Origin of the sequence: Burkholderia sp. MSh2 (genome assembly GCF_000731655.1) — a bacterium.
Taxonomy (GTDB): domain Bacteria; phylum Pseudomonadota; class Gammaproteobacteria; order Burkholderiales; family Burkholderiaceae; genus Burkholderia; species Burkholderia paludis.
On sequence record NZ_JPGM01000054.1, the window covers coordinates 26292 to 38853 of the forward strand.

The window sequence follows — 12562 nt, forward strand, 5'->3', positions numbered from 1 at the left end:
GTCATTCATGCGAAAGCCGATGAAAATGTTTGCATGCGCTTTAGCGGCCCTTTCCGCATGCTTCGCAATTATTGCATTGATGAACATTCAAGAGAAAAAGGACGGGCCAATGACCCCTCAAGTTGTCACGATAAAGTTCGGGGCCGACGGAAAATCCAATGCCCAGAATCAAGGTTTTTCAGTAATGAATCATCCATCTGGCGTGTATGCATACCAAATGCACTGGGATGGCGCAACGAAACTTGGATCGGTAAAATATATTCAAGGGCCATATTCCTTTGATATCGACAACGCCATGATTGTAACTGGCTTGGGCGACAAAGACAGCCCCGAGGATGGCGTTGATAATTGGGATGTCAATTTTAATATCTCTTCATCAAAAACAATTTCGGATGAAGAGGGGCGCGAAAAAGTCATGTCCCTGCTTGGCAAACTGCGAGCCGCCGGATGGAAAAGGTATATATATGCCGCATCCCCTCGCCTCATTGGCAGAGAGGCTGTGAAGTATGCCACCTCAGAATCCGGGACTCTTTACTCATTGGATTCCACCTATATGCCGACGATGGAAGAATGGAGGAGCTTGATTGCCGTTGAGCCGCGATGGATTTTCTATGCTGATGGAGTGTTTCTTACTTTGTCGCTATCTCATCAACCATCCGGATCCCCTGGAATGGGATACTATTTGACCGACATTCAAGTTAGTACCGCATCTGATCATTACACTCCATACTTTACAGATAGTGTTGAACGCAGAAGAAACTGGAAGAAACTCATATCTAACGAGTTGATACCGGCAGGGGGCGAGCGATCAAAGAAAGAGGCTGAACTGAAAGCTTCCGGCTACACGATCGACACGACGTATCAGGCTCCGCCGTTCGAGGCTCCGGACTTTTCGGCCAGGGCGGGTGCCGCTCATTGATCTGGAGGGGCAATTGATGCAGCGAGCAAATTTGCACGGACGGGCGCAGATTGTGGTTGGTGATGCAACAAGCCACGGCGGCAAGGTGATTTCGGGTAGTCCATCTTCGACATGGGGCACGGCGAAGATTCCTATTGCCCGCAAGGGGGATCAAGTGACCTGCCCGCTCTGTGCGCCGCATCTGTTTGAAATTGCCGAAGGGGTGGACGAGTGTGAGGATTTTGGGCAGCCGATGGCGTTGGAGGGGCATAAAACAACTTGTGGTGCGGTCCTGATTGCGCAGCCTGCGCCGAACGATTGACTGCCTTCAATTTGGTTCGCACGCGTAGGGTCCCTGTTTCTTGCTTGACATTGTCTACGCTTGGGGAGGAGCCAAGCGCCCCGCGCTTGAGAGGGCGAACGCTCCTTGTAAGAGACTTGCCAGACTGCTATCCCGGGCTTCTGCGCTCGCGCGAACTACAATGCTTCGAACTGTGTCAATCGGCATGGCAGTTTTGACCGACACACTGCCCGGAAAGCCTTGTTCCATCGTGGGTTCGAAGAGGTTCAAATCCTCTCGCCCCGACCAGACAAAGAACCCGCGTCAGCACAGGCTGGCGCGGGTTTTTTCTTGCCGGTCGCTTTTTTGCACATCGTGGCGCAGCCCCGGTAAAATGCACGGTTGACCCACGGAAAGCGCCGTGATTTAGCGGAAGAGGATTCCCCGAACATGACTGATCTTCGTCTTACCATGCGGTTCGCTGCAGTGCTCGCCGCCGGCGCGCTCGTCGCCGGTTGCGGTACGTCGTCGCCCACGAAAGTGGACTACAAGAGCGATTCGAAATCGAAGGAAGCGTCGCTCGCAGTGCCGCCCAACATGCTGGACGAGACGGCCGATCAGCGTTCGCTGCCGCCGCAGGGCGGCGCGACTTCCCTGTCTGCGCTCCAGCAGGTCCAGCAGGTCGCACCGGCCCTGGACACCGTCGCTCCGGCCGTGTCCGGCATGCACATCCAGCGTGACGGCACGGAGAGCTGGCTCGTGATCGACGGCAAGCAGCCGGCCGACATCTGGCCGCAGGTCCGCCGTTTCTGGCAGGAGCAGGGCTTCCTGCTCGTCGTCGACCAGCGCGACAAGGGCGTGATGGAGACCGACTGGAACGAAACCCATCCGCAGATCAACGACGGCCTGATCCGCGGCGTGATCTCGAAGGCGATGGGCAACTCGTACGTGACGGCCGAGCGCAACAAGTACCGCACGCGTCTCGATACGGCGCCCAACGGCGGCACCTACGTGTTCATCAGCCAGAAGGGGATGCGCGAGGCGATCACGGGCGCAAACAACGATTCGAGCAAGTGGGAGCCGAAGCCGAACGATCCGGCGCTCGAGACCGAATATCTGAAGCGGCTGATGGCCGTGCTCGCACAGAACGAGCAGCGTGCGAGGAACGGCGAGCCGCCGATCGCGAACATCAAGGACAACACGGTCCCGAAGGAGAAGAAGGCCGACGCCGATGCTGATGCGTCGTCGAAGGCCGCGATTGCCGCGCAGAACGTCACGCGCACGTCGGCGCAGGGCAACGATGCGGCCGCCGCGGCCGTACCGTCCGAAGTCACGCTGGGCGAGCCGTACGACCGCTCGTGGCTGCACGTCGGCCTCGCGCTCGATCGCGCGAACTTCACGGTCGACGATCGCGATCGTTCGAAGGGCCTGTATTTCGTGCGCTATGTCGACCCGAAGGATTTGACTTCGGCCGAGCAGGGCTTCTGGAGCCAGCTGTTCCATGGCAAGAAGGAAAAGCAGGCGAAGCAGTATCGCGTCAACGTGAAGGCGCTGACGGCTGACCAGACGCGCGTCGCGGTCGTCGATGACGCGGGCGCGCTCGACACGTCGTCGGCTGCTCGCCAGATCATGGGGCTGCTCGTGAATCAGCTCCGCTGATCCCGTCGGTTCTCCGTGCCAGTGAAAAGCCCGCCATTCGGCGGGCTTTTTCTTTGCCGCTCGTCCGCGCACAGGCGGGCGAAGGGTTCCGCCCCTCCTTGCGACGTTACGTAACATCCACGCGTTACGGCGGCAGAACGCCTGTCATATTGCCGGCGTTCGAGAAAATATCCTTATAAATCAATGGAATGCCTGCCCGCTCATGTCTGGCACGCAATCTGCTTTATATGATCGAATAGTTGGAACAGGGAGGATGGCGTCAGATATCGGGGGTGCGCTTCGAGCGCCCGATCAACGGTATCGACGCCTTCAAATGCCGGTGCGACAGGCGCCGGCGCAACTGATGACGATCCGCGCCGGTGTGCGGATCTCGATGGCCCCGTCGCCTATCCTCGTAGGGCGACGGTTTCGCCCGCGCTTCTTCGAAGCGCGGGCTATTTTTTTTGGGGTACGAGTTGGAACACGTTGGCGCGGCCGATACCCGATTCGCGTATTCTTGGACGTTTTGAGATGAAGGGGGCGGGAGTGGCGGAAATTGCAGTCGTGGCGCTGATCGTGGCGAAGCCGGGTGCCGAGGAGAAGTTGCGTGCCCGGCTCGAAGCGATCGTCGAGCCGACCCGGGGCGAGGCTGGAGCATTGCAGTACGACCTGCACCGGGACCTGAAGGAGCCCGCGAGGTTCGTCTTCGTCGAGCGCTGGGAGAGCGAGGAGGCGCTTGCCGCCCATGCGCGTTCCGCGCACATTCTCGCTTATCGGGAAGCGGCCGCGGACTGGATCGAGCGTTCCGAAGTCCGCGTGCTGTCGAAGCTCGTCTGAGCCGGCTGCGGCGACCGGACGTATCCGGTCGCCGGTGCGTCAGTGCGACGTGTTGGGTACGTCGAGGATCAGGATGATCGTCCAGTCGGCGTCGCCGTCGTGATGATACTGGCGCTCGGCGACGATGAACGGTTGCTGCTTGCCTTGCGGGCCGAGGAAAAGCACGTCGCCTTCCATCGGCAGGCACTCGATCGGCGGCAGCGCGAGGAACGCGTCGGCCGAGCCGCGAGGCATCAGTTGCTTGATCTGGCGAGTGGCGGCTTCGGTCCACTCGATGTCGAGTTGAATGTTGCTCATGCTGTCCTCCGCACCGGGGTGCGCACGGGTGGAAAATTTCGGTGCGCGACTTTAGCACAGCGCACGGGCACCGCAACCAAAAAAGCCGAACCCGGTTACCCGGATTCGGCTTTTTGCTTGTACGGTGCCGCCGAACTTACTGGCTGGCAGCGTCTTCGGCCTTGGCAGCCTTCTTGCCGGCCTTCTTTGCTGCTGCCTTGTGATGCGCAGCCTTCTTGCCGTGGTGATGCTCTTCGTGCATCGCCGGCTGAGCGGCCTCGGCCGCTTGCTGCTGCTGCAGCGCTGCTGCGCGCTGCTCGATTTCGGAGATCTGGGCCGGATCGGTGATCGTCTTGATTTCCGTGCTCTCTTGCGCATACGCTGCGCCAGTCAGCGCCGACATCGCTACCAGGATAGCCAGGGACGTCTTCTTCATTGCTTTACCTCCGCTAAGTGGTGATGAACCCGAATGTTGCCGATTTGTCTGGCGACTGCAAACGAGTGCGTGTCGAGTGTAACAAAAGTGACGGATCAATGTGAATCGGATCGCAGCACGATGCAAGGCCCCGTTGAAGTCGCGCAACACTTCGGGCACTTCGTCATGCGTCTGCCATCCTGGGCGTCACCGTCATTTCCGCAACGGTTGCCGCGCGGCCGTCAGAACCATCCAAGCCGGCGGTAGACGTGGAATTGCGCGATGCCGACCAGTTCGTGCAGCGCCTGCTCGGCGGTGGCCACATTACGCCAGCGCGGCAGCCAGCCTGTCTGCGCGCGGCGGCGATTCGCATAAACGGGCTGCGGATCGATGCCGAAGCGGCGGAAATCGAGCAGCGCGCGGCGCATCTGGTACGACGACGTGACGAGAATGCGCGCGTCGTCATACTGTGAGCGTAGTATAGACGCAGTGAATTTCGCGTTTTCGTAGGTTGTACGGCTGTCCGGCTCGAGCACGAGGTCCGCGGGGGCGACGCCTTCTGCGACGAGCTGGCGCCCGTACACGGCGGCCTCGGTTTCGCCGTGGTGCTGCGGGTCGCCGCCCGACATCACCACGGTGCAGCGCTCTGCCTGCTGTCGGCACGTGCGATAGAGCGCCGCGACCGTGTGGATGCGCGCGATTCCGTCGGGTGGCGGCCGCAGTCCGGTGTCGGTGCGGCGCGTTCCGGCGCCGATGAGGATCAGGGTGGTGTGCCCGTGCATGTCCGGATGCTCGACCGGCACGACACCCGCCTCGGTCCAGGCGACCAGCGGTGCGGCCAGCCAGCCGGTCGCGAGCAGCCAGAACAGCGCGGCGGCGGCGATCGAGATCCCTCGTCGCAGCTTGCGGCAGAGCATGAAACAGATGAAGAGAAGTACAAATGAATCGAACAGAATCAATTTGATTGGGGTAAGGTATCTTTTTATGGACGGCTGACGATCCGGCCCTGACGCGACGCCGAATGTCGGCTTCCAGAATCGGTGGCGGTATCGGCGGGCGGAGCCCCCGCCCGGCGCGCCGCTTCGCATTGTCGCTGCACTTTAAGAAAGAATCGAGATGGCCACGTATTCCAACGAAGCGGTGCTCGACGCATTGAGACGAGTGCAGTACCGCCAGGTACCGTGGGCGCGCCGCCCGGGCGTGTTCGAGTATCTCCGTTCACTCGGGTTGATGGGCACGGTCAGGCAGAAAACCGTCGCTCCCGCACCGGGTTTTCATGCCCCGGTCGACATCGCCGTGCTGACCGACAGCGGTCGCGCCGAATTCTCGCGCCTCGAGCGCGCCGAGAAATTACTATCCTGGACCGATCGCCGCATGGACGACTACGCATTGAGCGAAGCGGGTGCCGTGGCGATTCTCGAAAGCCGCCTGTAGCGGCGGATCATCCTGCCGCGCATCGCTGCCCGGGAAGGCGATGCGCCGCCAAAAAAAAGCCCGTATCGCGAGGATACGGGCGTACCGGATACTTTTGCTGTTGCCACGCTGTGCTCATGGCAATGATGTGACTCGTTGCATGCAGCGCAGTTCCCGACGGCGGGCATTTTCTTTGGCGAATCCCTGAGATCGGCAGGACTACGGATGACGCGGTGCGTCGGACGGCTGCGAGCCGTTGCGTGCGCGCGCGTTGCTGGCGATGTCGCCGCGCAGGTCGCCCCTCGGCACGGTTTGCCGAGCGGGCGGGTTGGCGGGCGAGGGCTGCCGGAGGGTGTTGCGGTGATCCTGCTGGCGATGGGGCGGTTTCGTGCGATCGTCGGCGTGCGCTGCGGCGGATAGGGCCACGGAAATGACAATGCCGCATGCAACGAGCAGTGACATTGGTTTCATGGCGGGGCTCCCTTCAAGCCGTCGACGCGGCCTGTTGCTATGTCGCTAAGGTAAGCGCGGGAGTGCAGGCTTGCTGTAAATATTGGTAAATAGATGTATCGCGGGACGACGGCGGTAATCGATTGCAACGCACGCACGGCGATGGGGTTGCGTCGCGGAAAGAAACCGGGCGGCCGAAGCCGCCCGATCGAGCATTCGTCACGCCATCTTCACGGGCGCGCGCCAGGATTCCGGATTGGTCCAGAAGGCGCCGCGCAGGCGGTCGCGGCTCGGCGGTGCCGGCGGTTTGGCGGCGCTTGCGCCGATGCGCCCGCGCAGCGAGATTTGCCGGCCGCTCGTGCCGAGTCGCTTCACGATTTCGGCGAGCGTGCCGTCCGCCTGCCATTCGTCGAAGCGACGGCGGCAAGTCGGCGGCGAAGGATAGCGACCCGGCAGTTTCGACCAGCCTTCGCCCGTCGACAGCACCCACAGCACGGCGTTCACCACCGAGCGGGCCTCCACGCGGGGGCGGCCGCGCCGCTCACTCCGTGCGGGTTCCGAGCAAAACAGACCCTCGACCAGCGCCCACTCGTTATCTCTCAAATCGTCGAACAGCATCATGTCCTCACCTCAGCGAAGCTAACTCCGGTGCGCTGCCCTGCGCCGCGCACTCTTCAAGCACTCGATTGTCGAGTGCCGGGTGGGGGCGTCCGGTTGGCCGGCAGCGGTGCTTTTGCTCTTCCGTCCGACGAAACCTGTGCCCTGTGCGCCAGGTAATGCACGAAGCGTGCCATGTCGGAGGTAAATCCCTCGAGAGCCGCTTGGCAGCGAGCTAACGGCTAAGTCAGCTAGGGGCGTATAAGACGCCAAAATAACCCGCCAGCAAATCGGGACAATCACCAATCTTGTGCAGTTCGCCCGACCCGCGTGCGTTCGCGTGCATATTGCACCGCAGCGAAACATGAGCGACGGGTGCCGAATTCACGCATCGCAGGCGGATACGCGCATTAAAATCGCGCATCGATATCGACGATTGATGAGGTCAGGAGATGAACGTCACGCTGCGCCAGCTTCGCGTATTCATCGAGGTAGCGCGGCTCAAGAGCTTCAGTCGCGCGGGCGACGAGATCGGGCTCACGCAGTCCGCGGTCAGTCGCTGCGTGCGCGAACTCGAGGCCGAGCTCGGGCTGAAACTGATCGACCGCACGACGCGCGACGTGCAGCTGACGGACGTCGGCGCGAATTTGATCGCGAGTGTGTCGCGCCTGCTCGACGATCTCGACGACACGCTGCGCGAGATCCGCGAAATCGGCGAGCAGCGTCGCGGCCGCGTGATCGTCGCGGCGAGCCCGACGATCGCATGCCGGCTGATGCCGCGCGTGGTGGCGTCGTGCGAGCGCCAGTTCCCGTTCGTGACCCTGGGGTTGCGTGACGACGTGCAGAGCGATGTGTTGCGCAAGGTGAAGTCGAGCGAGGTGGATTTCGGGGTCGTGATCGGGCCGCTCACGGTTGCCGATCTGGTCTGCGAGCCGCTCATGACCGATTCGTTCTGTCTTGTCGCACGCGCCGACCATCCGCTCGCCGCACGGGCCGAAGTGCCGTGGACGGCGTTGGACGGCGAGCGCCTCGTGCTCCTCGATCATGCGTCGGGGAGCCGGCCGCTGATTGATGCCGCGCTGGCCGCCCATCACGTCAGCGCGACGGTGATGCAGGAGCTCGGGCATTCGGCGACGGTGTTCGGGCTCGTCGAGGCCGGGGTCGGCGTGAGCGTGCAGCCGTGGTTGTCGCTGCCGCTGCCGGCCGGCTCGACGCTCGTCGCACGGCCGCTCACGCCGCGCACCGAGCGCACGGTCGAACTCGTGCGCCGCCGCGACCGGTCGTTGTCGCCCGCCGCGCAGGCGATCTGGGAACTCGTGCGGCAAATGCCGGCGAGGGCGGAGGATCTCGACTGACGGGCACCGACGCACGACGGTTCGAATGACGTGCCGGTACACTGCGTGAATCGTGTTCCCCGAAGGTGGCTCTCGATGACGCATTCCGCAGCTTCATACGCGATGACCGGAGCGCCGGCGGCGCGCGAGACGGTGCGCGCGTTGCGTCCGTCGCTGATCCGTGAAGTGGCGAACGCGGGCTTCGGCGTGCCGGACCTGTTGCCGTTCTGGTTCGGCGAATCCGATCGCGTGACGCCGGATTTCATTCGCGACGCAGCGGCGGCGTCGCTGCGCGATGGAGCGACCTTCTACACGCACAACCTCGGTGCCGAGCCGCTGCGCGACGCGATCGCGACCTACGTCAGCGCCCGTCACGGCGCGACGGCCGCCCGATACGGTAGCCGTGACGAGTTCGGGTGTGAGCGCGCTGATGCTGGCCGCGCAGTTGCTGGTCGGCCCGGGCGAGCGCGTGGTCGCGGTCACGCCGCTGTGGCCGAATCTCGTCGAGATTCCGAAGATCCTCGGCGCGCGGGTCGAATGCGTGCCGCTTGCGTACGGCGATGCGGGCTGGCAACTCGATGTCGGGCGGTTGCTTGCGGCGTTGACGCCCGATACGCGGGTGCTGCTGGTCAATTCGCCGAATAACCCGACCGGCTGGACGATGTCGCGCGATGATCAGCAGGCCGTGCTGGCCCATTGCCGCCGTCACGGCATCTGGCTGATTGCCGATGAAGTGTACGAACGGCTCGCGTTCGGCGCGGCCGGCGCGCCGTCGTTTCTCGATATCGCGTCGCGCGACGAGCAGGTCGTCGTCGTGAATTCGTTTTCGAAGGCGTGGGCGATGACGGGCTGGCGCCTGGGCTGGCTCATCGCGCCGGCGGCGGTGATGGGCGATCTGTCGAAGCTCGTCGAATACAACACGTCATGCGCGCCGGGCTTTGTGCAGGCCGCGGGCGAAGTCGCGTTGCGCGACGGCGAGCCGTTCGTGCGGTCGTTTGTCGCGTCGCTGCGTGACGCGCGCGATCACCTGGTCGCCGCCCTGCGGACGCTGCCGGGCGTCGAGGTGCCGCCGCCGCCGGGTGCGATGTACCTGTTCCTGCGCCTGCCCGGCGCAGCCGACAGCCTCGCGTTCTGCAAGAGGCTGGTGCGGGACGCAGGGCTCGGTCTGGCGCCCGGGCGCGCATTCGGCCCGGAGGGCGAAGGGTTCGTGCGCTGGTGCTACGCATGCGATCCGGCGCGGCTCGACGCGGGTGTCGAACGGCTGCGTCGGTTCCTCGCGAGCGCCGCAGCCGCCCGCTGAAACGGGGCCGGAACGGGTGCGGTACGCTGACGGCGCTTCGTTCGGCTCATCTTTACGCATCGGGCGATTTTGCGTAATATGGCGCTCAGTCACGCGGTTCCGTCGTTGAGCCGTGCTGTTCCGTCCGGTTTGGGACTGGCCTGAATTAATTCGCCGCCCCCGGTTCGTGCTCCCATCAATATGACCGATCAGAATCGGGCGAGCGCGTCTTCCGTTCCTTTCGTCTGTTTGTTGATCCGGTTCGTTTGACCACAGGGTCTGGCCTAGCTGCATGAATACCCAAGAGGCGAAGATCGTCCTCGAGACTGCTTTGATCTGCGCGCAGGAACCGCTGAAGCTCGGCGATTTGCGCAAGCTCTTTGCCGACGGCGTGTCGGCTGACACGGTCCGCACGTTGCTCGAAGATCTGAAACAGGATTGGTCCGGCCGCGGCGTCGAACTGGTGGCGCTGGCAACCGGATGGCGCTTTCAGAGCAAGCCGGCAATGCGTCATTATCTGGATCGCCTGCATCCGGAGAAGCCGCCGAAATATTCGCGTGCGGTGCTCGAAACGCTCGCGATCATCGCGTACCGGCAGCCCGTTACGCGCGGCGACATCGAGGAGATTCGCGGCGTGACCGTCAATACGCAGGTGGTCAAGCAGCTCGAGGATCGCGGCTGGATCGAGGTGATCGGCCATCGTGACGTGCCGGGGCGTCCGGCGTTGTACGCGACGACCAAGCAGTTCCTCGACGATCTCGGTCTGAAGGCGCTCGACGATCTGCCTGCGCTCGAGGAGCCGGCCGCGAACATCGAGGCGGCGTTGCTTGCACAGCAGGCGATGGACTTCGACGGCGATGTGCCGGTTACCGGCGACGCGCAGCAGGATCGGGTGCTTGAGGCATCGGCCGGCGTGCTGGACGATGTCGTCTCTATGCAGGAAATCCAGAGCCCCGATGCGCTCGACGGCGATCGTGGGCAAACGGAACAAGCGGAACAAACGGAACAGGTTGGTGCCGAAGTAGCGCCAGCCGGTGTGCAGCCCGAGTCGCTGCGCGCGGATTGGAGCGAGGAAGATCGCAAGCCGGCTGCCGAAGCGGTTGCCGGAGGCGGAGCGGAAGCGGCCGGCGACATGCCCGGTGAGGCTGGCCAGGCCGATGCCTCCCGTTCCCGTCCTGCGGACGGCGAGATGCTGGACGACACGTCCGACAGTCTTGCCGATGCCGTACGAAGCGCAAGTGCGCCCATCGGTGCCGACGCGCTGCCGGACGACGAAGCAGAACCTGAACAGCGTCGCGCCTGATCGCGGCCAACTTCTTGCCGCGCCCGCGCCGGGCGCGAGACCTGACATTTTGAGGTTGTTTTGACAGATATCCACGATATTGAATCGTCCGCACCTGCCGTTCAGGCAGCGCGTGCCGACGATGCACCGGAGCAGGGCGCTTCGGCCGAGGGTGGCGACGAGCGTCCCCGCCGCGGCCTGCGACGCGGCCCGCGCAGCCTGATCGCACGGCGTCGCGCGGCGGCCAAGTCGAAGGGCGCCGATGGCGAGCCGCAGGGCGGCGAAGGCGTTGAGGCCCAGCCGGCGGAAGCCGCGGAGGTGCAGCCGGCGCCGCGTGCGCCGCGCAAGGAAGGTGCGGCCAAGAGCGGTCGCAAACCGGCCGGCAAGCGTGAAGGCGCACCCAAGGCGGCCCAGGGCGGCCAGGGTCGACGCGGCGGCGCGCCGAAGGCCGAAGGTGGCCCGGCGAAGGCGGAGGGCGAGGCGTCGCAGTCGCAGGACGAACTGTTCGCCTATGTGACGTCGCCGGCATTCGATGCGGACAACTCCGCGGGCGGTAGCGGCGTGCGTGCGCCGATGTTGCGCCGCGGCCGCAGCCAGCCGGCAAACAAGCGCGTGCTGTCGCCGGACGACGATGCGCCGAAGCTTCACAAGGTGCTGGCGGAAGCGGGCATGGGCTCGCGCCGCGAAATGGAAGAACTGATCGTCGCCGGCCGTGTGTCGGTGAACGGCGAACCCGCGCACATCGGTCAGCGCATCATGCCGACCGATCAGGTGCGGATCAACGGCAAGCCGGTCAAGCGCAAGCTGCCGAACAAGCCGCCGCGCGTGCTGCTGTACCACAAGCCGACCGGCGAGATCGTCAGTCACGCCGATCCTGAAGGCCGCCCGTCGGTGTTCGACCGCCTGCCGCCGATGAAGACGGCGAAATGGCTCGCGGTGGGTCGCCTCGACTTCAATACCGAAGGTCTGCTGATGCTGACGACTTCGGGCGACCTCGCGAACCGCTTCATGCATCCGCGCTACAGCGTCGAGCGCGAATATGCGGTCCGCGTGGTCGGTGAGCTGGCCGAGGGTGCGCGGCAAAAGCTGCTGCACGGTGTCGAGCTCGACGACGGCCCGGCGAATTTCCTGCGCATCCGCGATGGCGGCGGCGAGGGCACGAACCACTGGTATCACGTCGCGCTGGCCGAAGGCCGCAATCGCGAAGTGCGCCGGATGTTCGAGGCGGTCGGCCTGCTGGTCAGCCGGCTGATCCGTACGCGTCACGGTCCGATCCCGTTGCCGCGCGGTCTGAAGCGCGGCCGCTGGGAGGAGCTCGACGACGCGCAAGTGCGCAAGCTGATGGCGACCGTCGGCCTGAAGGCTCCGTCGGAGGAGAAGGGCAAGCGCAGCAGCGCCGGCACGGCCGAGCGCCGTCAGCCCGATCCGATGCAGACGTCGATGGGTTTCATCAGCCGCGAACCGGTGCTGACCGCACACGGCCAGCTCGACCAGCCGCGTCGCGGCGGCGGCCGGCGCGGCGGGCCGGGGCTGCCAGGCCTGAGCGGCTACGGCAGCCTGCCGGTTGCGCCGTCGGGTTACGGCAACCGAGCCGGAGGCGGCCGCGACGGCAATCGCGCGGGCGGCAGCCGTGATGTCGATGGCAACCGCGCGTCGTATGGCGCGGGTCCCAAGCGTGAGGGTGCGGGCGGCAAGCGTGGCGGCGGCAAGGGCGGCGGCGGCAACCGGAACCCGAACGGCAACCGCGCCGAGGGCGCCGGCAATGGCGGCGGCGCTGCGCGCGGCGGCCAGCGTCAGCAGCGCAGCCGAACGCGCGGCCGTTGAGCGTTCGGGCCTGCGGCGCAGTGCTGCCGGCCGGTTTTG

General features: G+C 64.3%; 12 protein-coding genes and 2 pseudogenes. 9 read left to right on the plus strand and 5 right to left on the minus strand.

Translation table 11 applies throughout. The annotated features are described in order from the left end of the window. Window positions 1-7: 7 nt before the first annotated feature. The 4 genes from GQ57_RS42165 (at window position 8) to GQ57_RS28285 (ending at window position 3653) form a co-directional block, all read left to right on the plus strand. Window positions 8-919: a hypothetical protein gene (locus tag GQ57_RS42165; RefSeq protein WP_152603372.1), complete on the plus strand. Its 912-nt coding sequence runs from the start codon at window positions 8-10 to the stop codon at window positions 917-919. Window positions 920-935: 16 nt separating this feature from the next. Then, window positions 936-1220 (plus strand): PAAR domain-containing protein, encoded by a 285-nt coding sequence (locus GQ57_RS40305; protein ID WP_081896788.1) that lies wholly within the window; start codon window positions 936-938, stop codon window positions 1218-1220. Between the two features lie 408 nt (window positions 1221-1628). Then, window positions 1629-2837: an outer membrane protein assembly factor BamC gene (gene bamC, locus GQ57_RS28280; RefSeq protein WP_034199625.1), complete on the plus strand. Its 1209-nt coding sequence runs from the start codon at window positions 1629-1631 to the stop codon at window positions 2835-2837. Between the two features lie 525 nt (window positions 2838-3362). Then, window positions 3363-3653 (plus strand): putative quinol monooxygenase, encoded by a 291-nt coding sequence (locus tag GQ57_RS28285; protein WP_031402197.1) that lies wholly within the window; start codon window positions 3363-3365, stop codon window positions 3651-3653. 39 nt (window positions 3654-3692) lie between these two features. Here GQ57_RS28285 and GQ57_RS28290 read toward each other — a convergent pair whose 3' ends face one another. From GQ57_RS28290 to GQ57_RS28300, 3 genes are all read right to left on the minus strand, one after another. Then, window positions 3693-3950 (minus strand): hypothetical protein, encoded by a 258-nt coding sequence (locus GQ57_RS28290; protein WP_021162409.1) that lies wholly within the window; start codon window positions 3948-3950, stop codon window positions 3693-3695. 136 nt (window positions 3951-4086) lie between these two features. Next, complete coding sequence (locus tag GQ57_RS28295; RefSeq protein ID WP_031402198.1) at window positions 4087-4365, minus strand: hypothetical protein; 279 nt, start codon at window positions 4363-4365, stop codon at window positions 4087-4089. Window positions 4366-4586: 221 nt separating this feature from the next. After that, window positions 4587-5303 (minus strand): YdcF family protein, encoded by a 717-nt coding sequence (locus GQ57_RS28300; RefSeq protein WP_034199626.1) that lies wholly within the window; start codon window positions 5301-5303, stop codon window positions 4587-4589. A gap of 157 nt (window positions 5304-5460) precedes the next feature. On the opposite strand from GQ57_RS28300, the gene GQ57_RS28305 reads away from it, so the two are divergent. Next, window positions 5461-5778: a hypothetical protein gene (locus GQ57_RS28305; protein WP_031402200.1), complete on the plus strand. Its 318-nt coding sequence runs from the start codon at window positions 5461-5463 to the stop codon at window positions 5776-5778. A gap of 198 nt (window positions 5779-5976) precedes the next feature. Here the strand turns inward: GQ57_RS28305 and GQ57_RS40310 are convergent, their stop codons facing one another. Together GQ57_RS40310 and GQ57_RS28310 are read right to left on the minus strand one after the other, a co-directional pair. Then, window positions 5977-6228: a hypothetical protein gene (locus tag GQ57_RS40310; protein ID WP_081896787.1), complete on the minus strand. Its 252-nt coding sequence runs from the start codon at window positions 6226-6228 to the stop codon at window positions 5977-5979. Window positions 6229-6429: 201 nt separating this feature from the next. Next, window positions 6430-6825: pseudogene (locus GQ57_RS28310) on the minus strand (transposase); the annotation flags it as partial. A 431-nt stretch (window positions 6826-7256) separates the two neighbouring features. On the opposite strand from GQ57_RS28310, the gene GQ57_RS28315 reads away from it, so the two are divergent. From GQ57_RS28315 to rluB, 4 genes and pseudogenes are all read left to right on the plus strand, one after another. Next, the gene (locus tag GQ57_RS28315) at window positions 7257-8159 is read left to right on the plus strand and encodes a LysR family transcriptional regulator (RefSeq protein WP_031402201.1); all 903 of its coding nucleotides are present in this window, start codon (window positions 7257-7259) and stop codon (window positions 8157-8159) included. Between the two features lie 75 nt (window positions 8160-8234). Then, a pseudogene (locus GQ57_RS28320) lies at window positions 8235-9438 on the plus strand (pyridoxal phosphate-dependent aminotransferase). A gap of 271 nt (window positions 9439-9709) precedes the next feature. Further along, window positions 9710-10720: an SMC-Scp complex subunit ScpB gene (scpB, locus tag GQ57_RS28325; RefSeq protein ID WP_034199627.1), complete on the plus strand. Its 1011-nt coding sequence runs from the start codon at window positions 9710-9712 to the stop codon at window positions 10718-10720. A gap of 60 nt (window positions 10721-10780) precedes the next feature. Continuing rightward, a complete protein-coding gene (gene rluB, locus GQ57_RS28330; RefSeq protein ID WP_034199628.1) occupies window positions 10781-12523 on the plus strand; it encodes a 23S rRNA pseudouridine(2605) synthase RluB in 1743 nt (580 codons plus the stop codon). Window positions 12524-12562 lie beyond the last annotated feature (39 nt).

Bases quoted from the DNA above. Each gene is read 5' to 3' on its own strand.
- GQ57_RS28295 (WP_031402198.1), bottom strand. From the start codon at position 4,365: ATGAAGAAGACGTCCCTGGCTATCCTGGTAGCGATGTCGGCGCTGACT.
- GQ57_RS28305 (WP_031402200.1), top strand. From the start codon at position 5,461: ATGGCCACGTATTCCAACGAAGCGGTGCTCGACGCATTGAGACGAGTG.
- GQ57_RS28290 (WP_021162409.1), bottom strand. From the start codon at position 3,950: ATGAGCAACATTCAACTCGACATCGAGTGGACCGAAGCCGCCACTCGC.
- GQ57_RS42165 (WP_152603372.1), top strand. From the start codon at position 8: ATGCGAAAGCCGATGAAAATGTTTGCATGCGCTTTAGCGGCCCTTTCC.
- bamC (WP_034199625.1), top strand. From the start codon at position 1,629: ATGACTGATCTTCGTCTTACCATGCGGTTCGCTGCAGTGCTCGCCGCC.
- GQ57_RS40310 (WP_081896787.1), bottom strand. From the start codon at position 6,228: ATGAAACCAATGTCACTGCTCGTTGCATGCGGCATTGTCATTTCCGTG.
- GQ57_RS40305 (WP_081896788.1), top strand. From the start codon at position 936: ATGCAGCGAGCAAATTTGCACGGACGGGCGCAGATTGTGGTTGGTGAT.
- GQ57_RS28315 (WP_031402201.1), top strand. From the start codon at position 7,257: ATGAACGTCACGCTGCGCCAGCTTCGCGTATTCATCGAGGTAGCGCGG.
- scpB (WP_034199627.1), top strand. From the start codon at position 9,710: ATGAATACCCAAGAGGCGAAGATCGTCCTCGAGACTGCTTTGATCTGC.